Consider the following 25657-nt stretch of genomic DNA (forward strand, 5'->3'; position numbering starts at 1 on the left):
AAATCCTCCTATTTTTTCTGTATTACGGTATCAATGCAATTTTGGATTCAAATATCATCCATTTCCAAATCTCGAAGAATCCCCATTTTTACATATTTGATGATGGAGTTAAGTTCTTTTAACACAAGTGCTTTTGTTTCGGGATCTCTATTCCAATTATTCCATTGTCCAAATTGCCTATCGTCCGGGCATATAGTGTATTCTATCCAAGTAGGCATATATGTTTTGAGGGTTAAATTACATCTTTTCACATGAAATGGTGCACTTACAACTAAGATTCTCTTTATCATATGTAATCCAATCTTTTTTTGCATGACAAATGCGGAGCCGATTACATTTTCAGTCGTGTTATCGGCTTGGGTTTCTAAAAGAATTTTGTCTGCCGGAATTCCTAATTTAATTAGATAATCTCGCATCCATATGGCTTCTGATACTTCTCCTTCTCCCCATCTTTTTTCAGAACCCGACACTAATATCAATGGTGCTCGATTTTGATTAAATAAGTCAGCTGCCTTTTTAACTCGATGTACACTTCTGCTTCCAAAGACAAGTATAAGATCACCCTTACATCCGTCATCTTGCATTCCATCAAACATAATTTTTGTAATTTGTTGTTCTGATAACGTATCTATTTGAATTTCGGAAATTAACATAATTTCATCCCCTGTTCTATAAAACCTTTAAACTTTTTACATTTCTATTCTTTGTTTGATATTTACATTCAATTTAACAGAAACTTTCTTAAATAAAAAGAGATCCTTACCTATGTAATGACTTATTTTCCCTTCTTTTACTAAGGGTGAGGTTAAACAAAAACTATGCCTTACAATGAATTGAATTCAATCTTTATTTTTTATTAACTCAAATAGCGGCGCTAAACCCGTTCCATTACTAAAAACCCCACCATTTTAGATGATGAGGTTTTTGCGCGGCCACGAAGGGAATTTACCAATATCTAATACTGCCAATGCAATTTCCCTTTTCTCATTTTTGCTATATATATAATCTGGCCAGTATGACTATGAACTTCTCTAACCATTTGCACCATCATATCAAGTAGTGTTGATTGATTATTATTCGCACTATATGTAACAGGAGGCTTATCGAGGAAAGGTTGCCATATTAACAAATCAGGCTTTGATTTTATTTCTTCCAATACTTGAATAATGACATCAAAGGATTGAGAAGCAAGCGAAAGAGCTTGTTCTTTTGATAATAAAAGTTCTCTGTCAAACTCCTTTTCTCTATTTCTAGTATCAGGTACATCATAAAAAACAGTTTCAAGTCTTTGATGGACTGTACCTCTAATATGCGATACAAGATTGGCAATACTATTACTTTCTAAAGTCGGTGACCAAGAAATATCCTCTTCCGATAATTGGTTAATGGCTTGAATAACCCATTTCTTCTCACTTTTAAACTTTCCCAGCATACTTTCAATTAATATTACAGAAGTATCCATTAGCATCACCTCCTCCATACTTATGTATGTCGTTAATAATCAAACCATCTCACTTTTTTATAATATAATTGACTGCTTGATTTACTAGATGGTTAATATCCAAAGACGTGTCCAGGACAAGTTCCTCTTCTAGGATACCTGTACGTACATTAGAATAATGTTTCTTAAGATCTTCTACGTCAGTTAATAGTTGGTTGGGTAAAGGGTTCGATTTTCTTTGATTTAATCGCTCTGCCCACACTTTATCGTCACAAGTACACATAATAGATTTCCATTCACCATCATGTTGCTCCACCCACGTTTTTACCTTTTCGACATCATCCAAGTTGTTATAACCAAAATCTATGATAATATCCACTCTCGAATTTAGTGAAGATATAAGTATTTTATGTAGTAGATCAAAACAAATTTTGTTTCTATCACCATGATTATTTATGAAGGCGGCAACTGTATCGTAAATATCGTCCTTGTGCAGAATCATTACATTTAGTTTTTTCCCCAACGCCTTTGACAAAGTAGATTTTCCGGTTCCTGCCTTCCCCCTAATTAAGATTACTTTAGACATATGTCCACTCACCTCCACTGCATCTATTTCCCTATTTAATAATGGGTTCTACTAATTTAAAAATTAGTCCAAATGCTTCAAAATTATATAAGTTCTTTTAACCGTTTTAATACGGAATGAATAGTCAATCTATTAATAGAAATGTAGCCCATGAGGAGTTGGGAATAATTCCATTGGTTCGCCACTATTTTTCAAATCGATTAATTTGACATCAATCCACAATTAATTTGCCCCCGTAATAATATTTTCGGTCGCAATTTGACATTGAAAGGGTCGTAGAATAGTATGATCGTGAAAACAATAGCCTCCCATTCCTTCTAGGATTATGCTATCTAATCAACCATTTGCACTTTTTACAAAATGACTCGACCTTTTAATTATTACTACTTCTATTTGTTACATAATTTTTCCTTTTTAAATTTTCTTCAAAAAATAAAAAAGCCACTAATTTAGCAGCCTGATAATATCACTTTCACATTTTGATAATGAAAATGGCGTAAGTTTTCATTTGATTCTTCTAAAAGATAAAATCCTATAGCTTTGTCTTTCCCACCATACTATTTATCAGAATTCATCTGGAATTAAAGTAAATAAATCTTTAAAAAAACTTATTCCATTATATTTTTCAGAATAGGATTTCAAACCTAACATTATTTCTTGTATATTTTTATCGTTCTGATGACGGGCAGTCATGGATGCATGTATTTGAACTTTTTCCTAAGTTTCGTGTATTAAGTTCCTATTGATAATCCCCCTTTTCCAACTTAGAGTATCAATCCTGATTTAAAAGCTAATCATCATACCAGTTTTATCGTCAGATTTTTTAAATCTCGGGAACCTTACACATTCTGGATCTGTTTCCTCGAGATCTATTAAATCCCTTGTATACTTTTCAATTCCTTTACTTAAAATACACTCTACAACATAATTCCAATAGTTTATGCTATTTGGGATACTTTCTGCTGGCAAAAACATTCCATCTGTTAGTAAAATAAGATGCTTTAGCCCAATTCTATTTATTTTTCCGCTTTCTACATAATCAAGAGCTTGGTTCTCACCATTCAAAACCCCATATCCATCCAACGTATTACTTTTCTGTCTATTAGAGATGAGGATATCTTTTACATTTTCAAATAGATCTTCCCTATTTCTTATCCCTTTGTCTATCATATCTTTCCATTTAGCTATAGCAGCATTCTCAACATTAGAAGTTTGTATTCGAGTTAATGGTCTGACTTCATTATTTTGATATAATGCTAGAACCATACAATCTCCCATTTGTATAAAATCCACATATGTATCAGATACTTTAACTACAGCTAGTGCAGTTCCCCATAGCTGTTCTTTCTTCAATATATCAATGTTATATTCTTTCATTTTTCTATAAAGCTTATTATTAATTGTAAATAAATCATTGGTAAAACTATTATAGGTAGTTTGGGACTCAAAGTACTGCTTTACTTCATTAGATGCGATATAGCCACCAGTATAACCTTCTTTACTTATAAACGGCGTCAAGGAAGAAACACCGTCTGCAACACCATATATGGATATTTTGTCATTAATAATTATTGAATCCTCATTTAATTCGCGGACACCTTTAAACGTTGTAAAAGTTACCCTCAAGATTCTCATCTCCCTAAGAATAAATAATTGTAAATAGACTCGTTTTTCTTTCATCACCTTTTGCAAAATAAAAAAGTGAAAATTCCCACTCATATATGTCCTATATTTTCTAAGAATATTTACATTATTTGATTGCCTTCTGTATCTTAATCAAACGTTTAAGAGTTTCTAATAAACAGTTTAACTTAGTGAAAAAAGTTTTCTAAATCCCTACATTCTTTATAAAATATTCCTTTGTTTCTGAGTGTGTTAGTGTATCTAGCAATTTATCTTTTTCAAGAAATTTCACGTCACTAACTTCATTGTCAAATGGAGTTAATATTTTTTCATTACCTAAAAACTCAACGAAGAACATTGTTGTTTCTTGCCTTACAAATCCGATTTTCTCTTGAATGGATTTCGGAAAATCAAAACATATTTTTTCATCAAATTGTTTTATAACCTTATATTCTTCAGAACCGGTTTCTTCCTTTAATTCGCGTAATAGCGAATCCACTAATTCATCATCTTCCTCTTCTACCCCACCTTTAATAAAATCCCATTCGCCTTCTATATTTTCTTTTCCTTCTTTTGTATTCATTTTTGTTTTATTTATAATTAGAAACTTATTATTTTGATAAACAATTGCACCAATAGCTTTTCGTATATTCTCCACTCGCATTCCATACCTCCTGTTTCAATTTTATTACATCAAAATTTACTAGTTAATAGTTTGAACAAAAATACCACGCAAGCACATACTTATGATAAATATAAAGAATTCATTTTGAAAAAAGGTTGATCCAAAGAATCGAGTAGAAATAAATTTCGTTTTTTATAAAAAAGTTTATTCTGTTTCTACCTTGTAACATTACAATTGCGCATTTTCATCTTCCAGTAGTTAAACACATGTTATTTCATTTTCTATTCTTGAGGTTGTATCTGCGTAAAGGGTGTTAAATGCGGGACTGCACAGCGAATTCTTATTACATGGATGATATACTTTGCCAATTTCAGTATTGCTTACCCACATGCTTTTATGGAATACTTTTTTTACTATTTGTAGTAGTTCAGGTGTAAAATCTTCCTTTCCTTGATGACATTTCTTGATAAGAATGGATTGCCACAATATGTTATTTCTTATTTTGTAGGTCCTCCCAAGGCTGAAATGAAAATGGTATGCCAAGCATTTTAGCAGTTGACTCATCGTAAGATACTAAATCCTTTTTTGAAAGTTCATTTAAAGAGCGTTTTCCCATTGCTCTTAATGCCATTTTCATTTCTTCAATGCTAGCTGTTAAGAATTTTTCTGCTGCTTTAACGCCATCTTCGGTCTTAAATTGATCCTTGTATTTCCCTTGATTCCAAACAGCTTGTGTAGGTGGCTCAAATGGAAGTGCATTAAGAGTTTGAGTATGTGCAACTGAAAATAACATGGCTGAACCTAAATATACAGCGTCAGCACCTAGTGCAAGCACCTTTAAAAAATGTCCAGGAACAAATAATCCTCCAGATACAATTAGACTAATTTGTCCTTTCATATTTTTCTTCTCCAGATAATTGGCGGCTCGGAAAACTGAATGTAAAGTTGGAATCCCAAAATCATCGGCTAAAATTGGAGGGGCACCATGGGTTGCTGCTTGTCCGCCGTCAATTGCGATATAATCAACTCCAATAGAAATTAAATGATCAATATCTTCTTCAATTTTTCCACCTGCACCAATTTTTGATCCAATTGGAACTCCCCCAGTCATATCTCGGAGTTCATCAACAAGCTCCTTCAAATCTTCCAGTGTTTGATTTTCGACAAAATTATCATAAATTACAGCATCCTCATTTTCCTTTAGTCCCATTATTTTACGGGCACGACCTGTTAAATTTTTTGGTGAAATTTTTCCACCCGTTCCCAATAATGCACCCTGCCCTAACTTAACTTCAATCATATCGGCCCGCTTAATAAGATCATCTTCCTTTGACCATTCTGTTTTAGAAAACTGTAAAATATACTTTCCGGCAGCATCTAACTCCTCGGGCATAACTCCGCCCTCACCAGAGTTAATAGCAGTTCCCACATTTTTAGCCGCTCCGGCCAAAGAAAGCCGCACTTCCTCACTAAGTGCGATACCATAGGCCATCCCACTAATCATAAGCGGAATTTTTATTTTCATAGGCTTTTTCGCCTTTGGACCGATGATAACGGCAACATCTACCTCTTCCTCACCATCAACGGGAAATGGGGACGTTTGTGCAGGGATAAACGTAATCGAATCTAAATTCGGCCACTTTTTTGAAGAACCAAGCGGACGATGAAGAACATCGCCTGATTGTGCACGTAGGCTATTTTCAAGGATATTTTGAATACCCATATGCCGTAAACCTGGTAATAACTCTATTAGATTTTCTTGATAACTATCGGTAAAAATGATTTTTCCCATTTGTTTAACCATTCGTTTAATTATCCAACGCCAACCAATAAGGATAAATAATATAAGAATAAATAATATTGATACCATTACAAAAAGCACATAATATAAAAAATTCGGCATAATCACTTCTCCACTATTGTACAAATTATAAAGTTGTTACTACCATTATTGCCCAAAGAGAAGAAATAATTATCGTTAGATATGAATCTCCCTCATTTACATCGTGAAAAGAAGATAAAAAAGAATAGATTAAAAATTTCCTTTAACGGAAAGTCTATAAAAGATCTTCAAATTTGCACAACAACCATTGTTGATTTTAAATTTAATGATTACTCCACGTAAGAAGGAGGTTATTTTTTTGAACTTATTGAATGATAGTATTCACCGCCCTTATCCAATACCTTCTAAAAAGTGGATTATGCGACAAACTTGGAGAAATGTATTGTTTTTACATTGGCCGATCCCACTTGAAAAACTTAGGCCACATATTCCTGAGTCATTACAAATTGAAACCTTTAATGGCACTGCATGGTTAGGGATCATTTTATTCGTTTTAGAAGGAATCTTTCCCCTTAGAATATCATCTGTTTCCTTAACCCCAATTTTTCCGGAAATCAATGTCAGAACGTATGTAAATTACGAAGGAAAACCCGGTATTTATTTTATGTCTATTGATGTTGAGAACTGGGCATCCTTAAAAATAGCAAAGCGCTGGTATCGTTTACCCTATCATCCGGCGCAAATTTCTTTACGAAAGGAAGAACAAACCTATTCTTTTCAAAGTATTCGTAAAGGAACCGAGAATCCTTCAATATCATTAAAGGGCAAATATAGTCCAGTATCGGAAGTTTATTATCCAAAAGAAGGAACTTTGGATCATTGGCTCACTGAACGGTATTGTCTCTATAGTTCAAATAACAGAGTCAACATCTATTGCGGTGATATACACCATCAGCCTTGGCCGTTACAAAAAGCAGAGATTGAATTAGACAGGAATACCCTTTTTACACCTTTTAATTTGGACTTTTCGAATGTAAAACCAATTGCTCATTATTCCACCGGTGTAGATTCGCTTATGTGGAATATAAAAAAATTACGCATCTAGTGAAAAAATAACGAATTTAAGGAGGAGCTTAATTGGTAAAGCATAATAAAAAAATGGCATTCGCTTTAGCAACATTAATTTTGCCTTGGCTAACTGTCCCTTTTATGGGAAAAAGGAATTTTTTTAGGTTTTTACCCGTAGCGAGTTTTGTTAACTTAATTTTAAGTGTTTTTAGTCTAATCTGTAATAAGAAAAAATGGTGGATAACGAATAATCCTCTATCTCCTGGTCCTATAGATTTCACATATATATTGGGTCCTTATTTTGTAGCAACACTTTGGATATTTAGATTTACATATGGGAAATTCTTTAAGTATTTAACAACAAATGCGGTATTGGATTTAATTAACGCATTTCCTATGCCTTACATTGGGAGTAAATTTAGGATCGTAAAATTTATCAAAATGAAACACACTACTTGGTATTGTATTAATGTATTCTTGGCAATTGTTATCTATGGCTTTCAAAACATGGTAGAAAAATCCATTAAGAAAGCAGCAAGTTATAAAAATCAAGATGAGGTTTAAAAAATACTTTAAAGGAAGTTAAGAAAAAGCGATTTGCAATGTAGGATGATTATAATGACGCAGCCGTGGATAACTGCAATAAAAAGTGCAATTTCTCAGTAATAAAATTAAGAAATTGTACTTTTAATTTATTTATCCTTGTAAATTTATTTTTGCTAGTGGACAATGGCATTTCATGATGCCATTTTTGAAAAATCCATGATATATAATTCAAAAGATGAATCCGACCTTCCATCAAATAACAGCACTTCACACAACTCCCTATTGTATGGAGAATTGGTAAGGGGCACTTAAAAGCGCTCATTGAACCTCCCTGTTTCTAGTTCTAATTTGAAGGGAAAGTCCAATATTAAAATTTCAATCCGATGCTAATTTAAATCTAATAATAGCTATAGGCGGGGGTTGCCTAAGTATACAGAATCTAATTAGAAGAAATCGTTGAGTTACCATAGTTACCTCGTCTTGATACACCTCGTTAAAAAGTTCAACAGTTTGATTGCTTTTTTTCATCATTTTCCCCATGATTTTCATCCATTGTTATTCTTTTTTTCATACCTCACCCGGATTTTTCATCACCTCGGGAAGGTGCAATTGCATCTAATAAACCTAATCCACCAAACAGTACAATTTGAACATTCCACTCAAACAAAGCGGCAATAGTTGCAAAAAATAGTCACAAAACTATCAACAAGCCATCACAAAACATATGGTTTATCTTGTTCCTTGCAAAAAAAGTGATAAACTAAAATTAAATTTCGAATAATGAAATAAGATCTTAGATTCATTAGAAGAAAGGCAGGTTTTCATGAATCAATTACATACTGTTCTAGTTGTGGACGATGACAAAAGCATCGTAGAGTTAATGAAGGATTTTTTGGAAAATGACGGATTTCATGTAAAAACCGCTTATGAAACTAATCAAGCACTGGAAATGTTCCATACAAGTAAAATCCACTGTATACTTCTTGATATTATGATGCCCGGACAAAACGGTTTCGAGTTTTGTAGAAACATTCGGGAGAAAAGCAATGTACCTATTCTTTTCTTAAGTGCACGAAGTGATGATGTAGATAAAATTCGCGGACTGGCACTCGGCGGAGATGATTATATTGTCAAAACAGCTTCACCCGGAGAAATTGTTGCAAGAGTTAAAGCCGTTTTACGACGCTCCAATTCCCAACAAGAATCCAATAGACGAATATTGGATTATGGACGACTTAGCTTAGATTTATCAACGAGAGAGGTATTTATAAACGGAGAAAACATCTTGCTCACACCGAAAGAATATGAATTGATGCGGTTGTTTGCTGAGCATCCAAAATATGTTTTTTCATATGAGCAGTTACTGGAGAAATTTTGGGATGGTGTTGGTGATAAACACACTGTTCGTGTCCATCTTAGTCGGCTTCGGGAGAAAATTGAATCAGATCCGAACCATCCGCAATATCTTATCAACGTATGGGGGATAGGTTATCGATTCACAGGAGAAGCAAATGAAAACAATTCGCATTCGTAAATTTACTATACTAAGCCTTTTCATTATTCTTACGTTGCCTTGGCTTTTTTTTGTATTTGCGCATTTTATAGACACAAAAACACTCAGTCTCGGAAAAAACGAAACTCAGCAAAGAAACTTAGATAAATCTATTCAATTTATAGAAACAAATACGAAAAACTGGAAGAGCCCAAAGTGGCAAAACCAATTGAAAAGCCAATTAAAGAAAACGCACATGGGTGTGAGTATTTTATCAGCGTCTAATCAGGAGGTTTTTCGTTTCATACCAGAGCAGAACCACTCATTTAAGACAACTGAACAGTTTTCCATCATAGAGGATGGACAGGTACTTGGAAAGGTAGTTTTCTATTTACCCAATTTAAAATTATTTCAGATGATTGCAGCATTCACTGGGCTATTGCTTGCCTTTTTTATTGTTGGATTTGAAATGCGTAGATTCATTCTCAAACCACTCGAAAAAATGAGTCTGGCCGCTCGACAAATCGCTAAAGGAGATTTGGACGTTCAATTACCTGTAGCGCGGATCACTGAAATTGCTGAAGTCGGTGATGGATTTAATGTTATGGTGCGTGGTCTCAAAGAATCTTTTCAGAAACAAATAGAAATGGAAGAAGAACGGCGTTTTGTCATTTCTTCCGTTGCCCATGATTTACGAACACCTTTATTTGCTTTACGAGGATATTTGGATGGTCTAGATCAAGGCATTGCACATTCTCCTGAAAAACAAGCAAAGTATTTGGCGATTTGTAAGGAAAAGTCTGCCCAATTAGACCGACTGGTAGAAGAGCTTTTCACCTATACAAAGATGGAATATTTAGAGATGGACCTTAACAAACAATTGATTGACCTAAAACAAGTCTTGCAGAAGTCGATGGATAGCCTGAGACTTAGAGCCAAGCAAAAAAATATTTCTATAATCATGAACGATTTTCAAGATGATTGTATGATAATGGGTGATTCGTACCTATTAGAGCGTACAATGAATAACATATTGGACAATGCCGTCAGACATACACCCATCGATGGAAGAATCGTTGTCCTATGCTATCAGGACAAAAAGAACGTTACCTTCACTTTTCAGGATTCAGGTCCGGGCTTCACTTCGGAGGAGCTTCAACATGTTTTTGATCCATTATTTCGGGGAGAAGTATCCCGAAATCGCTCAACGGGCGGAGTAGGTTTAGGCTTAACAATTTCACAAAAAATTATTAGGCGGCATGGAGGAGACCTAACCGTCAAAAACCATACAGATGGCGGTGCGCTTGTCACTGGATGGATTCCCATAGCTTTCTTTTAATGTACAAAGTTAAACTTTCCAGCATTACGTTTGCCAAACATAAATCACTTGGAGTTTTTTTGTCCCCTTTTTCTATTAAATTAAGGGTACTATATATGCTTTGCATATATAGTACCCTTGTATCTTTTTCTAAATAAGAACAATTCGCTATCATCTATAATCTTCTTAAACTCATACTTTCCTAAATTCTAAATAAATATCTTACTTAATGCTACTATTCCAGCTTTTTTGCAACTTCCGAATATATATAATTTGACCGATATGATATGCATTATGGGTCGTTACATTCGCTAATACTTGCCACCATTTAGCATCAGTGAACCCGTGAACATCGCTTTCCAGTTGTTCTTTCGTTATTATTTCTTGCCAATGCAATAGAACATCTAAAAGTTGTTTTTGAAGTTCAATAAATGTTTTATCTTTTGAAACTATAAATGTCCTTTCATTATTCTCAACCGACGAAACGGCATAAACACTAGATTCTTTATACCTTGTTTGCCACGTTTCATTCCAATAAAGCAAATGCTGTACAATTTCGGCAATACTATTACTTTCATCACTCCCCTTCCAAAAAGCTTCTTCCTCTGTCAAATTTTTAACAGATTCTGAGAATGGGGCATACCAGCTCTGATCATTTGCATTAGCTAATAGCTGGTCAGACAATACAACTTTTACATGAAACATACTGCTACACTCCTTTTTAACGAATGTAAGTTCTTTCGTTTCCATAACTATTTCATCGTAATTGACATTTTTTACAGATAGTCAAAAGCAATTTGTCAAATTAACTAATTAATAACGAAATTATTAATTTTATTCAACTCCACTTTCTAAAATCGTGAAAGTCTTCTTATCACAATTAATTTCTGCCTTCGCTCCATATGGTAATATAAATTTCGGTTCGGTATGACCAAAATTCAAATTATATAGAATCGGCAGATCTTCCAAGTGAAATTCCTTCATGACTTTTTTAATCTCTGCTTTATATTCCTCGTAATACATCTCATCTTGCGGTTTGCCAAAAATGATTCCATTTGCTTTTTGCAGGATTCCTTGTACTGCATAATTTCGCAGCCAATACTTCAAAAGATTAGGATCCGGCTTTTCTTCAGATGTTTCAAAAAATAGAATACTATCGTTCCAATATTTCTTATCTGGCCAAAGTTCTGTTCCTTTTACAAACTCCAGTACTTCAATACAACCTCCAATTAAATATCCTTTTGCTATTCCGGAGCCTTGAAGTACCTCATAGCCTGAATTTTGCTGCATTGTCCGACGTTTGTTCTTATTCTCTTCTATCCATTCTAAACGCTCACTTGTCCATTCTTCAGCAGGCTGAATTTCTCCAATAATCTTATTTGAAAAGAGCGTTCGATTTACCATTTCAATCGTATATGGATCCATCTCAACGTTTTCAGCAAAATCGGTTAAAATTGCAGGACCGTAAAAAGAAGAAACTCCCGCTTTATGACAAAATAAATGGGACACGGTCACATCCGAGTAACCCATAAAAATTTTCGGATTGTTACGTATAACATCGAAATCAATATAAGGAAGTAAGCGGATACTGTCTTCTCCACCAATATTTGCAAAGATTCCCTTAATCTTTTCATCCTTAAATGCTGTCATCAAATCTTCAGCACGGGCTTGAGGATGAAGATAAAGATATTCTCCTCCTTTCAAACTATTCGGCATTGGGATAACTTTAAGTCCAAAAACTTCTTCAAGTCTCTTTACGCCTTGTTCATATCGCCATCTCAGTCCTGGTTCACCTGCCCCTCCCCAAGAAGGACTTACTGTTGCAACACAATCTCCCGGCTGTAATTTCTTAGGCTTTATTAACATGTTGATTACCACCTTCATATAATTCAATTAACTTCGTTTGTAATATCCGCATTGTTCTATTGTTCTACAAAAAAAGCAATAATCCTTTTTAAAAACTAATTTCAAAATACGATAATTTAATGTATGTCATTTAAATGTTGAATTAATTGAACAGCTTCATCAACATTTGATACATCAAAAATTTCAACCTTTGCCTTTAATTCTTTTTGTATTGCTGCCGCTTGTTCTGCGTTTTCACTAGGGATGATCATATATGGAATTACGGACTTTTCAACAATTTGAATTTTTTCTTTCATATACCCAATGGATAAAACTTCCCCATTTTCATTAATTGCCCCAGTAACCGCAATAGGCAAACTATTTTGATAGTCACCATTTTTTAAACGACCCGATAATGCCAAGCCAAGTCCAGCACTGCTCCCTGAAGTGTCTGATTGTTTTGTAAAACTATTAACCAATTCTTCTTCTTTGCCTAAATATTGAGTCACATTTTCACCCATTTGTTTTATCGGATCTTTTTGAAGATGAAGCAACTTTAGAATTTGGCTATTTTTACTGCTATATATCATTTTATTATCCACTTCTTCAACAGATAGAACATCAGCCTGCTGTTTGGATAAAATCTCTATAACATCCCGTTTACTTTTCTCGGTTAAATTCAATTGACTGACCCCTACTAAAAAAATTCCGGAACCTTCTAATACCTCACTCGGCTGTTTATATATATTAGCTAGATAAGTTGGAGGATTGTAGATTAATGCTAGTGGAAACTCATAGAGGAATAGAAGAAAGATAATAAAAGTGGCAATAGCGATTTTCCTTTTATTAACAGATTGTTTTCGTAAGACGATTAAGTATATTAGCAAAATTATTAAACTGAGAAATAATATACATACAAAAACAAATTCATTGAAAACATCTTGAAGATATAAAAGTAAAAATAAAAGATAATAAATAATAGTTAAAACACCGATTATGAAACTTGATTTATTCATTAAATACACATACCCCTTTTCTCTAATTTATTTTTATTAAAATAACTATCCTTTTAGCACTAGAAGAAACTTCAACAATAATAAGGATTTATCCTCCTTGAATAAAACGAACGCATTAATTTTAGTACAATATTTGTTTTAACATCCTTAATTCTATTAGTAACAAAGAAAAGATTGCTACTTTGCAATCTTTTTGGATAAAGTCAGAATTCGTCATTCCAAAGAATTTAACCGTTTCTTAAATAACTTTTTTTGGACGGTCAAAATCTGTCCCCATTATTATAAGTTCTGTTCATTCTATTCTCATTTCTCCTCTTGTATGGGATTACTTTTTCTCACTTCATTCTCAATCGTCTGCTTTATTACTTGAGATGCTCGATCAATGCGAATTCTCATTTCAGGTTCTGTATGTTTTGGTAGAAAATCAGTGATCCAGACGAGTATACTTTCGTTATCATTCGCTGCAAAAACTTGAAAAGAAGCATGATGATGAATTAAGGATGGATTGCTTCCTTCGATAACCGAATAAACAAGGCGATGTGTTTCTTCATCAACCGAAACAATCCGTTCACGTACTACTCCTCCATGTGGGAAAAATAGAATTCTATCATCACCATCTAACCGTGTATCCAACGTATACCCTGGCACAAACCTTTGATGTACGGCACCGATATCACTTACTACGTCCCAAACGTGTTTAGCATTTGCCTTAATTACGATTTCTTTACGAATAGTAGCCATTCCTTATCATTCTTACTAAATGATATATAAATCTATCTAAAATTAAGACATAATGTGTTTTGGTAGACTGCATAATTTCCATAATCATTCCATTACAACATTCCTGTTTGAACGTAGGTACCCGTTGAGTTAAAGAAGCTATCTAATGACATCTTTGGTAACGACATATAGAGACTTCCACACCGAATAATTGCTAATAATATTGTTATGTAAACTAAAATTAATTTCCTTCTCATTTTTCCCTCTAGATATAATAAGCTATTAATTATAACAATTAACAATAGCTCGGGAGATAACAATCGTTATTCCTCTCTTTAATTATCACTATGATATGTGGTTCAAGGATATTTCACCATATTTATTTAATTTTGTACCGATTTTTCAAGAAACATCTATTTTTTATTTCGCTGCCCAAGCTTCAACCTCCACTTTTATTTCAGGTCGGGCTAACCCTACAACATATGCCAAAGTAGTAGCAGGTGGCGACTGTTTATGGAATTCACTCCACTTTTTTAAGTACAGCTCCCTATTAATACTTTCGGTTAACCAAATATTTATTTTAAATACATTAGTAACGTCTATGCCTTCGCTTTTTAGTATCGATTTAATATTATCTAGTGCATTGACAAATTGAGTTTCAATATCGTCAGGTATAGTACCGTTTTTGTCATTACCGACTTGTCCAGATAATACAACCAATTCAGCTTCTCTAGGAATAACTGTTACATGATGATACTGTGTAATTGGTGGTGCAACATTTTCCGGATTTGCTTTTTTTATTTGCATTTGTTTTGCCTCCTTTAAACATATTATACAGACTTTTATAATTTTTCAGATATTTTAGTAAGCAGTTTAACAATATTCTTTAATGATCAGTTCGAAGCAAATTATGCTAACTTTCCCAAAGTAAAATATTTTTAACAAAAAAAATGTGTTAATACCCGTATCTATTAGGCAATATAATTCGTTTATTATAAAGACAGTTTATTTGCAAAACGATAATGTTTTTATTAATAAGGAGGTAGTAAGTTGAAAATTGCAGCCCTTTATGACATTCATGGAAATTTGCCAGCTCTGAATGCGGTACTACTGGACTTAGAAGAGATCAAACCAGATTTAATTATTATTGGTGGAGATATCATTTCAGGGCCTATGCCTAAGCAGACATTGAAGCGAATATTGTCTTTGAGCGACAAGATACGCTTCATTCGTGGAAATGGAGATAGGGAAGTGGTAACAGCTTTTGATAGAAAGCCCCTTCCATCAACTATGTCTGAAAAAGGTCGCCAAACGACCCAATGGGTTGCAGACCAATTAACTAGATCTCATCGAGATTTTTTATCTGAATTACCAGAAACCCTAACAATCAAAGTGGATGGATTGGGAGATATTCTATTTTGTCATGCTACACCAAGAAGTGATGGGGAGATCTTTACACCTATTACCACAGAAGAACGGCTTACAAATATTTTTGCAGATATTCAACAAAATTTTGTTATATGTGGACACACCCATATCCAATTTGAACGACAATTAGGTAATATTCGTATTCTCAATGCTGGAAGCGTAGGGATGCCATTTGCTGAAGAACCAGGAGCTTACTGGTTACTGATTTGCTCAAAAGGTTATGAATTTCGTCGGACCACATACGATATTAAGTCAGCTGCGAAAGAAATTATAGAAAGCAAAGACCCACAAGGAAATGAGTTTGTTGAAAATAACTTACTAAATATACCAACTGCTAAAGAAGCGACTGAATTATTAGAACGTATGGCCATGAAGAAATGAGTGGTTTTTTAGAATAACATAGCTTTATACGAATTTGCTGTTTCTTGTTACTAGAACAATTTTAAAAATTATTCTAGAACCTAAGTTAAAGATCAATGATAAATATAGAAACCTAACTATGGAGTGATTATAAACTCCATAGTTTCTTGTACATATAAAAAGGTTGTTTTATTTTTAATATATATTTATGGTTTTACTCAAAAATTAATAATAACGTTATTTAATTACGGAGGTAATTAGCTTCATGTTTAAAAATCCCATAATAAACAAGGTCTTCATAACGGTTTTCCTTCATAACATGTTCTCGTAAGACGCCTTCTTTTTTCATACCTATTTTTTGTAAAACTTTTCCTGATGCTGGATTTGAACAAAAGTGACGTGCAAATACTTTATGGTATTGCTTTTCAATAAAAGCAAATTCAAGTATAGATTTTGCAGCCTCCGTAGCATAACCATTTCCCCAATACTTTTCTCCAACCCAATAAGCAATTTCACCATTATTAACATTTTGATTGTTAGTTAATGCGATTGCTCCATATAAATTTCCAGTAATCTTATCTGTAATGGCGAATTCAAATTTCTTATTTTTATTAAAATTTTCAAGGTGACTTTTTATCCAGGATAATGCATCTTCTATTGAATAAGGCTAAGGTAGATATAAAGTATTCTTATAAAGATTATAATTATTACATAAATGGCAAACATCTTCTGCATCGGATTCTTTAAATAGACGTAGAAGTAAATTATCCGTTTCTATTGATTTCTCGTTTTTACAATAAATCATCATTTCAACCCCTAAAAAAATTATCCTAATTCATTCTATAAACTTACTCTTATTTCCTTCTTACTATAGTATTCTACCTCGTAAGTGAATAAACAAAAGAGCTGCTATATTATAAATTTGCAGTACTCCCCCCTAGTTCATCAGTTTTTTCATTCGTAGTCTAAAATACTATATTATAAGGCGCCCTTGTCAACTTCCTTTTAGTAAATTTCCTTCTTCTTTATCTGACCTCTTCGATGAATGTAAGATAATCCTTTTTGGATTAACTCACCCGACTGTCATCCATGCATCATGATAGAAAATATAGTATAGAGAACTTAATATCCATTACTATCCATACTAGGTTTAATACAGTCAATCTAATTTATAGATCAGAAAGATACAATTTAATTATAGGTATGGATTCGGTAATCTTTCTGACTGAATTACTAAAGCTGCCATACCCTTAGTGCTCCCTGATGCATGTCCCTCACCCTTTTTCCAAAATACACCTTCTCCACTTTTTAGAGTAATTCTCTTTTCATCTTCGCCTGCTATCCATCCTTCCCCTTGTACTACTACGAATAATTGTGGAACAGGTGCCTCATGATAACCAACAATGCCATTAGGTTCAATATGGATAAAGCCTATATTAGTTGCTTCTTCTGTTTTTAATATTTTTGAATAAAAAGCTGATTTTGAATGATAATTTCCAATTTCATTACTTCCTTCTTTGTTAAATTTATAAAATTCCATAGATTTTACCTCCAACAAACAACTTTGTTATTTTCGTTTTTTCATGACATAATGAACAGTAATCATAATTTGTTTTTATGCTAGCCTGCCATGTGAATTTCATTACTTTTGTTGAATGAAAATTATTTTCCATACATTATTTTCAGTAATAATTTTAAAATTACCAGTTTGATAAGTGTGGAATATAAGCTACTATCCTTGCAGATTTCCAGTTATTAATATAGTCTTTTTAATATAAAACTTTCTTATCATTAGGATTTATAGATTTATATTCCATAAACTTACACCTTTTTCCTTCATTACCTTCTGCTAATCTTCCTCTCAGTACAGTAAAATTACAAAAAATCTTTTACATATTATTGAGTACATTTCTTTCACAATTTTCCTTAGAAATTCCAGTTAGAATAAATCCAATATTAATGTAATCGAGGGATACGGCCAATTAGCAGATAGATTTCTTTTTCTTCCAACAGTTGTTTTGTTATTATGCCGTGAGCTGAAATTCCATTTAACATAATACTTTGTGGAAACGAGGAACCCGCTTGTCATCTCCATTCAGGCAGCCCATTCATAATAAGGCTTCCAGCATCGGAATTGGTTTATATAACTAAATGTGACTTCTACATTATGCTTATGAAAATTGGACTGGAAGTCGGTGTGTCATTTGGAAACTCCTATCCCGAATTTTCTACTCATTAAGTGTATTTCCATAAGACTTCAAAAAGAAAAAGCCACTAATAGTGGCCACAGGAAGCATCAATGATAAAAGAATATTAATTAACTGTTATGGAGTAAGTTTCCTGCAAAGATGGAGAATTATTTAAAGTTATCATTTTGTAAGATAATCACTTTTTCCCCGTTTTCAGCTTTCCCAATTTTTTTCGTATTTTCAACTAACCGAAAAATATTATCGCAACACTGTTTGGCACCCATTACTAACAATGGGACACCGATGAAATCAATTTTTAATCCTCTGGAGAAAAATCCACCAAAAGACATTGCGATTGGTACTGTCGGTGAGGTATTGGAAAAAACGATTTTTTCGTTGAATTGATATTTATCTTCCAGTAATAAAGTCAATTCTTTTAATGCTTTAACAACAAGTTTGTTCCTTTTTCGTCCAATTGAATACACGGAATTTCCATCTTCATCAACTCCATGGAAAATAAGTTTTCCAAAATCCTCTTTCGTCAATTTATTAAAATATTTCACATTTAATATTTGATCTGTGGTTAGTTTTTTTTCCGATTGCGGTAATTGTTTTAAATGATATGCCGCAGCCATAGATGTGGTATGTGTTCCACCATAATCATTATAGATATATATCATGCTATCATCCCTAATATGGTTTATCTAAAGTTATTATGGTCTATTATCCCTTTTCTAATTCAATTTTATTTATTGTTCGTACTTTTCATTAATCTCTATTGATACATCCCATCTTACATAGCTAGCATGCTACTTAAGTTCAGTATTAAATCCTTCATTTAGATATTGTTAACACTTTATCAAACCCATTGTTTATAAAATTTAAAATAAATTTTCTCTTCTTATTGACAACAGTCAAAAAACCTCTTATAGTTTTATTAAAACCATTTTGTTAAAACCAAAAGAAATGAGGTGTAATAACTTTGTATGAACTTCTTGTCTTGTCTTTATTAATGAAATTCCCCTTACATGCATATCTTATTTCAAAAATAGCCAATGACACAATTGGTCCTTGGGAAAGTGTTAGCAGAGGAACTCTTTCGACGTTGTTAAACAAACTAGATAAAGCTGGTCTTATAGAAGAAGCGAATCCAAAAAATGTTCCATTTCCAACAGAAAGACCCTCTCGGACTTTCCAAATTACTACTCAGGGGAAAGCACGCTTTTATGAATTAATGATGGACACTGAAAAAAATCCAGGGAACTACTTAAAAATTTTTCATATTAAAGCAATCTACATGGAGTTTTTAAGTAAAGAGGACCAGTACTATTTAGTTAACCACTATATAAAATATTGCCAAAAAGCTATTGATCATATAAAAAAACAACAATTCGAGTTTGATGAAAACCCTGAGCAAGTCGAATCGATGAAAAACACTTCATTTTACGGAACAATTCGCAGTTTAATGGAACTTCAATTGAAGCAATGGGAGCTTGAATTGCAGTGGTCGTATCAATTAAAGGAACAGATTAATACATCTATTAAAAATGAAAAATAAAAAAGGGCGTGAATAACAAATGACTCAAAAATGGTCAAAAGAAGAAGAAAAAATTAATGAGCTATTTAATGAAATGTTTTCTGCATGGAGTAGTGGTGACGGCAGAGCATTTGCGAATTGCTTTACTGAAGAAGTAGATTATGTCACCTTCTTTGGACAACATCTAAAAGGCAAGAAAGAAGTGGAGATTTCCCACCAAAATTTATTCAATGGGATTTTAAAGGGTTCACAAATGCAAGGGCGAATAACTAGCATACGTTTCATTAATGAAAACATCGCAATTGTACATTGTATTGGAAACACGAAAATGCCTAAACAAAAAGATTATCCTAAAAATAGAGAATCCATTAATACTAATGTGCTTGTAAAGCAAAATGAGGAGTGGAAGATTTCAGCGTTCCATAATTGTCGCATAAAGGAACCAAACTTTATAATCAAATGGTTTATGAATAGAAATAATAAATAAAATAAAGTTTGATAAAACCAACTTCATAATTAAAAAGCGTGTTTTTGAAAAAACGAATGGCTAAAACACGCTTTTCTTGTTCACATTCCATGTTATATAAAATGACTTTTTTCTTAATAAAATCACTTTCCCATTGTTGAATTATTTCTAAAGTCCATTGCTCTAAATTTTTAATAAATATTATATTTCCGTTTTTCATAAAACCACAGTTCGTTCTTATGAGGAAAAATTCACTTATAATATAGTTATTTAAATACAAATTGATCAAATTAATATTTATTTAAGCATTGCTTTTCTTCAGCACCATAACCTTTATTTCTTTGAGTTCTATTTTGCTCTGATTCCAAAACTAAAGGTGTCGTTTTTATAGTTCATTGAACCCCCCCTATTTCCTTCCTGAATTTCCATAAAAAACACTACTGTCCCCGCTATATCTTTTTGAATGGATGCACTTTTATTTATAGCTCTTGGTATTGCTTCTTATTATTCTACACATACTATAATCTAGTAATTTGAATAAATTTATGGAGGAAACGGATTTAAACGCAAACTAAAATGAGCTCAACGGAACTCGGTTCACTTTGGACGACTTACCATAAAAAAACAATGATTCTTCGTATATTAGAGTACTTTATTGAGAAATCGGATGATAAAGAAGCAAAAGAACTAATGTCGGGTTTATGGGAAAAACTCCATCCAAAAGTAATCGAAATAAAAACAATGTTAGAAAATGAAGGAGCAGCAGTACCAATCGGATTTACTAAAGAAGATGTTAATCTAAAAGCTCCAGAGTTATTTACGAACGGCTTCGATATTATGTTTTGCAGGATATTAAAAGAAATAAGCATGGGTATGTATGTACTTCATATGACTATATCTTATCGAAAAGATATTATTAAGTTTTACAAACAACTTACTGAAATAACACAATCCTATTATGAACAGTTCACACAATATCTTCTCGAAAAAGATGTCCTTCCTCATCCTAATTATACTAACATGCCAAAATCAATTGATTTTATCAACGACAAACAGTACATGAATGGAACGAATCTTTTTGGACATAAGAGAACGATAAATACGGTTGAATTTGGAATTCTTTATCATTCCTTCGAGACAAATATCACCGGTATGCAATTAATGAAAGGATTTGCACAATGTACCAAAGATGAAGAATTGAAGAAATATTTTACAAAAGGGAGCAATCTTTCGAAAGATATCTTAGATAAAACAGGTCAAATCCTCATCCAGAATGGTATTCAGCCACCTGCTACATCCGGAGGAACTGTTACTAGTTCGTCCGAGGCACCATTTTCTGATAAATTGATGATGTTTTGCAACTACCTTTTGTGTGGGTTTAGTCTCGGTGGACAAGGATTTAGTGCAGGTTTTATTTTGCGTAATGATATAATCGCAAAAACAATGTTATTTGCTAAAGATATATATGCATATACACTAGAGGGTGCTGAGCTAATGATCGAGAAAGGTTGGTTAGAGGAACCGCCAAAAATGGATTTATAATATCCAACAAAGCGTCAAAAGAAAAAGTTGTCTAAAAATTGGATTATGTATCAACAAGTCCCAAATTAGAATATTTGATAAATCAGACGGGGAAAATAAAATAAAACGTTTATTATAACGTTTAAATTGAGGTCATCTATGAATTTTATTTGGGAATCGATGATAATTTTATTAACAGGTGTTTGTTTAATACGAATTGCAGGTAAAAAAACAGTTGCTCAAATGTCGGGTTTGGAAGTTATAACAATTTTAGCAATTGCATCTACGACTGGTCACGCTATTTCAGAACAAGGATTAATTAAAACCATAATTGCCCTATGTTCTCTTGTAGCACTTCTTTTGCTAATTCAGTTTTTAGCAATAAAATTTAATTTTGTTAAAAGGTTATTGATAGGGAAACCTACACCAGTCATCCAAGATGGTAAAATAATTATGAACAATTTAAAAAAGCTTCGCATCACCGTTGACCAATTGGAATCAAGATTACGGGAACACGGTATATCTTCCGTCACCGATGTTAAAACTGCCTCTATAGAAATTACTGGGCAGTTTGGATATGAGTTAATGAATCATGCAAAGACCGTAACACTTGGAGACTTAGAAAAGATGATAGAACAACTTCAGTCGAATATGCTCCAACAACTTCACGCTATAGAACAAAGAGTTTCTAAAGAAAACATTCAAGATAACCCTGATACACAACATAACCATATTAATGAAATTGACATATAAATGTTTTATTGGTCATACCTGAAAATCTTTTCACCCTAATCTAGTTTTATTGTACATTGACTTCGGTTTCGCCAAGGGAATCTGTATCTACTTACATAACATGCCCTACTAGTACAATAAAAAAAAGCAAATGCCTTTATTCTCTGATCACTTTTTTTATAAAAAAATCACCTTTAAGATAAAAAAGGTGATTCTTTGTGTCTATCATAAAATTTACCTGTTTTTCTAATGAATATTATGCTTTCTGAAATTACCACCCTTCACTTCTGCAACGTCATATACAGTAACAAATGCGGAGTCGTCAATTTCATGAATGATTTCTTTTATTTTACTTTCTTCTAATCGGTTAATGACACAAGTAATTTCCTTGAATTTTTCTTTGGAATAGCCACCATATACTTCATTATACGTTGCGCTTCTACCTAAGCGATCACGTATGGTCTCCACCATTAATTCAGGTTGAGTTGTGATTATTTTAAAGGTTTTAGAACCACTTAAACCTTCCTCAACAATGTGGATCACTTTCGATGCAATAAAGTAAGCTATAGCAGAAAGAATTGCCCCCTGAAGTCCGAATACAAATGAAACGAAAATAAATACAAACAAGTTCAGGAAAAGAATGAAGTCACTTGTCCCAAATGGTAATTTTCGAGAAAGTAATACCGCGAGCATATCAATTCCATCTAATGCACCGCCATTACGTAATGCTATACCCATTCCAAAACCAAGAATAATACCACCCACAACTGTAACTAACAACGTATCTCCTTCGATAATCGCTGGGGTATGGTGCAGGAGGCTTGTACCAACAGCTAGAGAAGCTATTCCGATAATGGAATAGATTGCAAAACTTTTACCAATTTGTTTATATCCCAACCAAATAAACGGTATGTTAATAATTGCAATTAGAACTCCTAATGGTAGTCCAAATAATTCGGAACCTACGATACTAAGACCCGTCACACCCCCATCAGAAACGTTGTTTGGGATTAATACCGTTTCTAGTCCATATGCAGCAATAAATCCACCAATAATGATTACCAATCCTCTTAAGAGCATTTTTACAGTTTTTGACTTATGTTTTTTGATTGCGTTCATATTTTCCCTCGCTTCAAATTTATTTTCTTTTTTTAGTTTACCATAAAAATCTTATTTAAGTATTCCAAACACCTTTAGATCTTCAGACTCCAACTTCTTCTTACCAGAGTAGGTTAATGTAAAATATTTAGACGGTATTCATAGACGAACGATGCAATATGTGAAAGTAATTCCTAATGAACTCTTAGTTTGGAAGCCTTCTGAAGATAAATTTTCTATAGGTGATTTATTACGGCATATCGGATCAACTCGATTGATGTTTCTTGGTATATTTGAACATGGTTCGTGGACATATGAAGGACATGATACTAGTAAGGGAGTATCTCTTGAAAATATTTCAAATTATTTAGAGAAATGTCAGATTAAACTAACTGAGGGTCTACTAAGAGTTGGTGACGATGTGTTAACAAAAAAGGTTTTAACCCTTCATGGTCATGAAGTTAGTGCGTGGAGAATACTTATGGCAATTCCAGAACATGAAATCCATCATCGCGGGCAAATTTCAGCCTATTTACAAATAAACGAAATGGAAGCCCCACAAATTTTTGGATTAAAGATTGAACAAGTAAAAACAGTGTAATTTTGTGAATGAGCTTTGGACATCAACCAAAGCTTTATTTTTTGTCTTGTATTACAAATTTCACTCGGAATCTCAATTGAAAAGCAGTTTTTTTTTTAAAATTAACTTATTTGATAAACAGATGACTAAGAAAAATTACAACACAACATAATCATCTAAATTAAATTAGTAAACCATATTTCCCTATTCCTGCTTGTTTACTAAAGAGTTGCCCCGCTGCTTTTTAATAAAATTACTGCAATCAGTTGATTTCCTACTTTATAAAAGAAATAATTTCTGACTTTAATAAAAGCTTATTAGATTTTCATATTTCTCCTTTAATTGGTAAAAATAACTTTTATGAATAAAAAGAAAAGATACCTACCGGAGGAAGCTAGATGCAGGCGCAAACCTTTTCAGATGCTCAAAAGTTCTCCCCTTATTATATTTTTTTTCTTATAGTGATGGCGCAAGTTGGAATAGGTTACCTTGATTTCCAAAAATTCATTACCAAGTTTGCAGGGTACGATGGGTGGCAGGCAGTTATCATTGCAGGGTTGACTACCAATATTGTGATGTGGTTTATGCTAAAACAACTACAAATGGTCAAGGGGGATTTTTGCGATATACATTGGACTATTTTCGGAAAAAAGTTCGGGAATCTTCTAAATATCTTATTTGCTATATATTATTTATGGTATGCAATCACTGTCCTTCGGAACTACATCGCAATTGTTCAGGTCTGGATGTTCCCTGATTTAAGCACTTTTTGGTTTGCTGCAGGCTATATTTTATTATGTATCTATATTGTTTTCGGCGGAATACGGACAATCATTGGGATAGCATTTTTCGCTTTTGTACTCCCATTTTATATCATCTTTATCCAAGGTTTTACGATACAATTTTCCGATTTCCGACACTTTTTCCCAGTCTTTGACCATTCCTTTCATGATGTAATGAAGGCATCAGAAAGTATGTCGTTGTCAAACATGGGCTATGAAACAATCCTTATGTTCTATCCTTTTATAAAGAACCCCAGTAAAGCTAATAAATGGGGACAATTATCATTGATTTTTACTACCGTCTTATTCATATACACATCGTTTCTTTCATTTGCATTCTATTCAAAGGATCAACTGGCAAAGGAAGTCTGGCCGACATTGACCGCTTTTAAAATTGTAAAATTACCAGTTGTGGAACGTTTTGAATTTATTGGAATCGCCAACTGGTGTATAGTTATTTTACCAAGCATCTGTATATCTCTTTGGTGCGCAAGCAGATTGCTAAAAAGAACAACAAAATTAAAGATGAAATACGGTACACTTATTTTAAGTTTTCTAATCTTAATGGGTTGTATCTTCTTTGATGAAAAAGACAAAATATATATTTTAAATAGTATAATTAATAGTATTGGATTTATCATCGGATATATCTACATCCCCATTTTGTTCGTTATATTATCCATTGTTATGAAGATAAAATCGAATAAGAAAACATAATTCAAAAATGTTTAATTAAAAGTTTAGAAAGTATTTTTGAAACTATACAATTAAATGATTAAAGAAATGTTTATCATAATAAAGGATAGATGGCATCATCCCTGCTTCCATCTATCCTTAATGTACTAAAGTAACCACATTTACTACTACCACACTAGTAAGGCTCCATTTAGTTCAATAACAG

The 25657-nt window shown here is 33.0% G+C and carries 25 protein-coding genes and 2 pseudogenes; 11 read left to right on the forward strand and 16 right to left on the reverse strand.

The features are described 5' to 3' along the window. Positions 1-47 precede the first annotated feature (47 nt). The 6 genes from NSQ59_RS15220 to NSQ59_RS15245 all read right to left on the reverse strand — a co-directional run bounded on the left by NSQ59_RS15220 (position 48) and on the right by NSQ59_RS15245 (position 6178). Positions 48-653: a YdcF family protein gene (locus NSQ59_RS15220; protein ID WP_055740142.1), complete on the reverse strand. Its 606-nt coding sequence runs from the start codon at positions 651-653 to the stop codon at positions 48-50. Between the two features lie 302 nt (positions 654-955). Beyond that, the gene (locus tag NSQ59_RS15225) at positions 956-1462 is read right to left on the reverse strand and encodes a DUF1572 family protein (protein ID WP_340832115.1); all 507 of its coding nucleotides are present in this window, start codon (positions 1460-1462) and stop codon (positions 956-958) included. A gap of 49 nt (positions 1463-1511) precedes the next feature. Further along, positions 1512-2027, reverse strand: a complete 516-nt coding sequence (locus tag NSQ59_RS15230; protein WP_055740144.1) for an AAA family ATPase — start codon at positions 2025-2027, stop codon at positions 1512-1514. 783 nt (positions 2028-2810) lie between these two features. Continuing rightward, on the reverse strand, positions 2811-3662 hold the full coding sequence (locus NSQ59_RS15235) for a protein phosphatase 2C domain-containing protein (protein WP_055741238.1): 852 nt from the start codon (positions 3660-3662) through the stop codon (positions 2811-2813). Positions 3663-3855: 193 nt separating this feature from the next. Further along, positions 3856-4314, reverse strand: a complete 459-nt coding sequence (locus NSQ59_RS15240; RefSeq protein WP_055740145.1) for an NUDIX domain-containing protein — start codon at positions 4312-4314, stop codon at positions 3856-3858. A gap of 451 nt (positions 4315-4765) precedes the next feature. Further along, positions 4766-6178, reverse strand: a complete 1413-nt coding sequence (locus tag NSQ59_RS15245) for an FMN-binding glutamate synthase family protein (protein WP_055740147.1) — start codon at positions 6176-6178, stop codon at positions 4766-4768. A 238-nt stretch (positions 6179-6416) separates the two neighbouring features. Between NSQ59_RS15245 and NSQ59_RS15250 the strand changes: the two genes are divergently transcribed. The 4 genes from NSQ59_RS15250 (at position 6417) to NSQ59_RS15265 (ending at position 10503) form a co-directional block, all read left to right on the forward strand. Beyond that, positions 6417-7163, forward strand: coding sequence for a YqjF family protein (locus NSQ59_RS15250; RefSeq protein ID WP_055740148.1), 747 nt, complete (start codon positions 6417-6419; stop codon positions 7161-7163). A gap of 32 nt (positions 7164-7195) precedes the next feature. Then, complete coding sequence (locus tag NSQ59_RS15255) at positions 7196-7690, forward strand: hypothetical protein (RefSeq protein ID WP_126649496.1); 495 nt, start codon at positions 7196-7198, stop codon at positions 7688-7690. Positions 7691-8495: 805 nt separating this feature from the next. Further along, positions 8496-9206 carry a response regulator transcription factor gene (locus NSQ59_RS15260; RefSeq protein ID WP_340832122.1) on the forward strand — a complete coding sequence of 237 codons (711 nt, stop codon included), beginning with the start codon at positions 8496-8498 and terminating at the stop codon, positions 9204-9206. Beyond that, positions 9184-10503, forward strand: coding sequence for a sensor histidine kinase (locus NSQ59_RS15265; protein WP_340832124.1), 1320 nt, complete (start codon positions 9184-9186; stop codon positions 10501-10503). Before NSQ59_RS15260 ends, NSQ59_RS15265 begins: the two co-directional genes overlap by 23 nt. 201 nt (positions 10504-10704) lie before the next feature. Here NSQ59_RS15265 and NSQ59_RS15270 read toward each other — a convergent pair whose 3' ends face one another. The 5 genes from NSQ59_RS15270 to NSQ59_RS15290 form a co-directional block, all read right to left on the reverse strand. Continuing rightward, positions 10705-11187: a DinB family protein gene (locus NSQ59_RS15270; protein ID WP_340832126.1), complete on the reverse strand. Its 483-nt coding sequence runs from the start codon at positions 11185-11187 to the stop codon at positions 10705-10707. 129 nt (positions 11188-11316) lie between these two features. Continuing rightward, a complete protein-coding gene (locus tag NSQ59_RS15275) occupies positions 11317-12348 on the reverse strand; it encodes a S66 family peptidase (RefSeq protein ID WP_340832128.1) in 1032 nt (343 codons plus the stop codon). 116 nt (positions 12349-12464) lie between these two features. Next, a complete protein-coding gene (locus NSQ59_RS15280; protein ID WP_340832130.1) occupies positions 12465-13343 on the reverse strand; it encodes a S16 family serine protease in 879 nt (292 codons plus the stop codon). Between the two features lie 303 nt (positions 13344-13646). Then, positions 13647-14084: an SRPBCC family protein gene (locus NSQ59_RS15285; RefSeq protein WP_340832132.1), complete on the reverse strand. Its 438-nt coding sequence runs from the start codon at positions 14082-14084 to the stop codon at positions 13647-13649. 399 nt (positions 14085-14483) lie between these two features. Continuing rightward, positions 14484-14870: a RidA family protein gene (locus NSQ59_RS15290; RefSeq protein WP_340832135.1), complete on the reverse strand. Its 387-nt coding sequence runs from the start codon at positions 14868-14870 to the stop codon at positions 14484-14486. A 243-nt stretch (positions 14871-15113) separates the two neighbouring features. Here NSQ59_RS15290 and NSQ59_RS15295 point away from each other — a divergent pair, with 243 nt between their 5' ends. Further along, the gene (locus tag NSQ59_RS15295; RefSeq protein ID WP_340832137.1) at positions 15114-15872 is read left to right on the forward strand and encodes a metallophosphoesterase family protein; all 759 of its coding nucleotides are present in this window, start codon (positions 15114-15116) and stop codon (positions 15870-15872) included. Between the two features lie 220 nt (positions 15873-16092). On the opposite strand, the pseudogene NSQ59_RS15300 reads toward NSQ59_RS15295, so the two are convergent. From NSQ59_RS15300 to NSQ59_RS15310, 3 genes and pseudogenes are all read right to left on the reverse strand, one after another. Further along, positions 16093-16656 (reverse strand): annotated as a pseudogene (locus NSQ59_RS15300) (GNAT family N-acetyltransferase). A gap of 390 nt (positions 16657-17046) precedes the next feature. Further along, on the reverse strand, positions 17047-17391 hold the full coding sequence (locus tag NSQ59_RS15305) for a cupin domain-containing protein (RefSeq protein WP_340832140.1): 345 nt from the start codon (positions 17389-17391) through the stop codon (positions 17047-17049). A gap of 816 nt (positions 17392-18207) precedes the next feature. Then, a complete protein-coding gene (locus NSQ59_RS15310; RefSeq protein ID WP_055740159.1) occupies positions 18208-18720 on the reverse strand; it encodes a DUF3189 family protein in 513 nt (170 codons plus the stop codon). Between the two features lie 302 nt (positions 18721-19022). Here NSQ59_RS15310 and NSQ59_RS15315 point away from each other — a divergent pair, with 302 nt between their 5' ends. Beyond that, complete coding sequence (locus NSQ59_RS15315) at positions 19023-19598, forward strand: PadR family transcriptional regulator (RefSeq protein WP_340832143.1); 576 nt, start codon at positions 19023-19025, stop codon at positions 19596-19598. 19 nt (positions 19599-19617) lie between these two features. Then, positions 19618-20064, forward strand: coding sequence for an SgcJ/EcaC family oxidoreductase (locus NSQ59_RS15320; RefSeq protein ID WP_340832145.1), 447 nt, complete (start codon positions 19618-19620; stop codon positions 20062-20064). On the opposite strand, the gene NSQ59_RS15325 is transcribed toward NSQ59_RS15320, so the two are convergent. Continuing rightward, positions 20042-20263, reverse strand: coding sequence for a hypothetical protein (locus tag NSQ59_RS15325; protein WP_055740162.1), 222 nt, complete (start codon positions 20261-20263; stop codon positions 20042-20044). The two genes, NSQ59_RS15320 and NSQ59_RS15325, sit on opposite strands and share 23 nt — an antisense overlap. Positions 20264-20619: 356 nt before the next feature. Here NSQ59_RS15325 and NSQ59_RS15330 point away from each other — a divergent pair, with 356 nt between their 5' ends. Further along, the gene (locus NSQ59_RS15330) at positions 20620-21585 is read left to right on the forward strand and encodes a DUF3231 family protein (RefSeq protein ID WP_340832147.1); all 966 of its coding nucleotides are present in this window, start codon (positions 20620-20622) and stop codon (positions 21583-21585) included. Positions 21586-21723: 138 nt separating this feature from the next. Continuing rightward, on the forward strand, positions 21724-22317 hold the full coding sequence (locus NSQ59_RS15335; protein ID WP_340832149.1) for a DUF421 domain-containing protein: 594 nt from the start codon (positions 21724-21726) through the stop codon (positions 22315-22317). Positions 22318-22542: 225 nt separating this feature from the next. Here the strand turns inward: NSQ59_RS15335 and NSQ59_RS15340 are convergent, their stop codons facing one another. Continuing rightward, positions 22543-23415 carry a YitT family protein gene (locus NSQ59_RS15340; RefSeq protein WP_055740165.1) on the reverse strand — a complete coding sequence of 291 codons (873 nt, stop codon included), beginning with the start codon at positions 23413-23415 and terminating at the stop codon, positions 22543-22545. Positions 23416-23548: 133 nt separating this feature from the next. On the opposite strand from NSQ59_RS15340, the pseudogene NSQ59_RS15345 reads away from it, so the two are divergent. Both NSQ59_RS15345 and NSQ59_RS15350 read left to right on the forward strand, forming a co-directional pair. Beyond that, positions 23549-23995 (forward strand): annotated as a pseudogene (locus NSQ59_RS15345) (DinB family protein); the annotation flags it as partial. A 377-nt stretch (positions 23996-24372) separates the two neighbouring features. Further along, a complete protein-coding gene (locus NSQ59_RS15350; RefSeq protein ID WP_055740167.1) occupies positions 24373-25473 on the forward strand; it encodes a GerAB/ArcD/ProY family transporter in 1101 nt (366 codons plus the stop codon). Positions 25474-25657: the final 184 nt, after the last annotated feature.

The organism is Margalitia sp. FSL K6-0131, from assembly GCF_038008735.1.
Taxonomy (GTDB): domain Bacteria; phylum Bacillota; class Bacilli; order Bacillales; family Bacillaceae_C; genus Margalitia; species Margalitia shackletonii.

Excerpts from the sequence above, each read along its gene's own strand:
- NSQ59_RS15230 (WP_055740144.1), bottom strand. The coding sequence starts at position 2,027 with ATGTCTAAAGTAATCTTAATTAGGGGGAAGGCAGGAACCGGAAAATCT.
- NSQ59_RS15225 (WP_340832115.1), bottom strand. The coding sequence starts at position 1,462 with ATGGATACTTCTGTAATATTAATTGAAAGTATGCTGGGAAAGTTTAAA.
- NSQ59_RS15265 (WP_340832124.1), top strand. The coding sequence starts at position 9,184 with ATGAAAACAATTCGCATTCGTAAATTTACTATACTAAGCCTTTTCATT.
- NSQ59_RS15325 (WP_055740162.1), bottom strand. The coding sequence starts at position 20,263 with ATGAAAAACGGAAATATAATATTTATTAAAAATTTAGAGCAATGGACT.
- NSQ59_RS15290 (WP_340832135.1), bottom strand. The coding sequence starts at position 14,870 with ATGCAAATAAAAAAAGCAAATCCGGAAAATGTTGCACCACCAATTACA.
- NSQ59_RS15240 (WP_055740145.1), bottom strand. The coding sequence starts at position 4,314 with ATGCGAGTGGAGAATATACGAAAAGCTATTGGTGCAATTGTTTATCAA.
- NSQ59_RS15275 (WP_340832128.1), bottom strand. The coding sequence starts at position 12,348 with ATGTTAATAAAGCCTAAGAAATTACAGCCGGGAGATTGTGTTGCAACA.
- NSQ59_RS15305 (WP_340832140.1), bottom strand. The coding sequence starts at position 17,391 with ATGGAATTTTATAAATTTAACAAAGAAGGAAGTAATGAAATTGGAAAT.
- NSQ59_RS15285 (WP_340832132.1), bottom strand. The coding sequence starts at position 14,084 with ATGGCTACTATTCGTAAAGAAATCGTAATTAAGGCAAATGCTAAACAC.
- NSQ59_RS15340 (WP_055740165.1), bottom strand. The coding sequence starts at position 23,415 with ATGAACGCAATCAAAAAACATAAGTCAAAAACTGTAAAAATGCTCTTA.
- NSQ59_RS15310 (WP_055740159.1), bottom strand. The coding sequence starts at position 18,720 with ATGATATATATCTATAATGATTATGGTGGAACACATACCACATCTATG.
- NSQ59_RS15280 (WP_340832130.1), bottom strand. The coding sequence starts at position 13,343 with ATGAATAAATCAAGTTTCATAATCGGTGTTTTAACTATTATTTATTAT.
- NSQ59_RS15320 (WP_340832145.1), top strand. The coding sequence starts at position 19,618 with ATGACTCAAAAATGGTCAAAAGAAGAAGAAAAAATTAATGAGCTATTT.
- NSQ59_RS15245 (WP_055740147.1), bottom strand. The coding sequence starts at position 6,178 with ATGCCGAATTTTTTATATTATGTGCTTTTTGTAATGGTATCAATATTA.
- NSQ59_RS15220 (WP_055740142.1), bottom strand. The coding sequence starts at position 653 with ATGTTAATTTCCGAAATTCAAATAGATACGTTATCAGAACAACAAATT.
- NSQ59_RS15335 (WP_340832149.1), top strand. The coding sequence starts at position 21,724 with ATGAATTTTATTTGGGAATCGATGATAATTTTATTAACAGGTGTTTGT.
- NSQ59_RS15270 (WP_340832126.1), bottom strand. The coding sequence starts at position 11,187 with ATGTTTCATGTAAAAGTTGTATTGTCTGACCAGCTATTAGCTAATGCA.
- NSQ59_RS15330 (WP_340832147.1), top strand. The coding sequence starts at position 20,620 with ATGAGCTCAACGGAACTCGGTTCACTTTGGACGACTTACCATAAAAAA.
- NSQ59_RS15235 (WP_055741238.1), bottom strand. The coding sequence starts at position 3,662 with ATGAGAATCTTGAGGGTAACTTTTACAACGTTTAAAGGTGTCCGCGAA.
- NSQ59_RS15260 (WP_340832122.1), top strand. The coding sequence starts at position 8,496 with ATGAATCAATTACATACTGTTCTAGTTGTGGACGATGACAAAAGCATC.
- NSQ59_RS15350 (WP_055740167.1), top strand. The coding sequence starts at position 24,373 with ATGCAGGCGCAAACCTTTTCAGATGCTCAAAAGTTCTCCCCTTATTAT.